The 1,692-nt window shown below is 67.6% G+C and carries 2 protein-coding genes; both read right to left on the reverse strand.

The window, feature by feature from the left end:
- On the reverse strand, nt 1–1,296 hold a 1,296-nt coding region (gene tnpC, locus PLC66_RS22610), incomplete at its 3' end, for an IS66 family transposase (protein WP_324544426.1).
- Nucleotides 1,297–1,318: 22 nt separating this feature from the next.
- On the reverse strand, nt 1,319–1,692 hold a 374-nt coding region (gene tnpB, locus PLC66_RS22615; protein ID WP_324544427.1), incomplete at its 5' end, for an IS66 family insertion sequence element accessory protein TnpB.

Below are 1,692 nucleotides of genomic sequence, written 5' to 3' on the forward strand. Positions count from 1 at the left end.
GGCCAGCGCTTCGTGGGCGCGGCCGCGCTTGCCCTCGGGCAGCACCTTGCTGGCATCGACGAAGCGGCGGCGTGCGTGAACCCAGCAGCCGAGCCGGGTCACGCCCTCGCAGAAGGCAATCGCGCCGTAGCTCTCGAGCCCGTCGGCCATCAGATGCCCCCTCCAGCCTTCGAGCAGGCGTAAGGGCACCGCCTGCGCGCGGCTCGGATCGTACTCGAAGAGAATCACCGGCTTGCCCGGCGGGCCACCGCGCTGCACCCACATCTGGCTCTTGCTGGTGGCCGCCCGGCCGGGCTCCTTGAGCACCTGGACTGGGGTCTCATCCATGTGGATGACGTCGTGCCCGAGCAGCACGTCGCGCATCAGGTTGGCGATCGGCTGCAGCGCCCGGGCGGTACCGATCACCCAGCGCGCCAGGGTCTGGCGCGGCACGAGCACGCCCGCGCGGGCGAGCACGTACTCGAAACGCGCCAGCGGCAACCCATCGACGTACTTGGTGACGAGCAGCATCGCCAACAGGTCGTTGCTGGCGTTGCTCTTGGGCAGCACCTGCGCCGGGGCCGGGGCGGTGAGCGGCGCCTGGTCACCCTTGGGGCAGCCGTAGCGTTTCTTGATGTGGCGCAGCACGCGCACCTGCATCGGGACGATGTCGAGCTGCTCGCTGACATCCTGGCCGATTTCGACCATGGGCGTGCCGCAGGTGCAGGTGCGCTCGGCCTCGGGCACGTCATGGATGACGTCGATGCGCGGCAGCTCGATGGGCAAGGGCTTGCGCTTGCCGCGCGCCTTCTTCTTGCCGGCGTCGACGGGCGTCTGGCCAGACGGTTCGGTGGCCGGGGGCGGCAGGGTCGCGGTGTCGCCCGCCTCGGTTGCGGATGCGGCCAGCGCTTCGGCCTCGTCGAAGAGCCAGCCCTGGCCCGCGTGCGATTCGCTGCTGGGCCCGAACATGCGCCGACGCGCCAGGCGCAGCTGCTCGTAGAGCTCGAGGATGCGTGCCTCGAAGCCTTTTTGCAGTTCGGCCTCGCGGGCATCGAACGCTTTCTGAAGTGCGACTTCGCGGGTATAGAAGGCTTTCTGGAGTTCGGCCTCGCGCGTCTTGATGGCGGCTTCCTGCTCGAGCCGAAGCATCTCGAACTGGGCTGCAGTTTGGGCGGCGAGTTGCGTCTCGAAGGCACGCTGCTGGGCCAGCAGCAAAGCTTTGAGCGCCGCTGGATCGTCGGGCAACTGCGCGGGGAGGACGGATGCGCACACGCCGACGGCGGGGTTCGAACGAGGGGCAGCGGTACGTTGCGGCATGCCGTGATTATACTCGATCAAGCTACGTAACTGATTGGTAGTGCAGCGTTTTATGCGGTTTAGCCGCCCACAGATCGAAGCCCTCGAGCAGCCACTCGAGCTCCTTCATCGTGAGCGTGCAGGTCGGCTGGCTCGCCTCGGCCGCCGGCCAGGCGAAGCGCTCGGCTTCGAGTCGCTTGTACCAGAGGCAGAAGCCGTTGCGGTGCCAGTACAGCGCCTTGAGCTTGTCGCGGCGGCGGTTGATGAACAGGTACAGCGCGTCACCGAACAGGTCCAGTCCCAGTTCCTGCTCGACCAGCGCCGACAGGCCACCGATGGATTTGCGGAAGTCGATGGCCGGCCGGTACAGATACACCGCACCAATCGAGTGCCCCGGGTGCATCAGCGCCCTCGCTC

Source organism: Thauera sp. (genome assembly GCF_035444905.1).
GTDB lineage: Bacteria > Pseudomonadota > Gammaproteobacteria > Burkholderiales > Rhodocyclaceae > Thauera.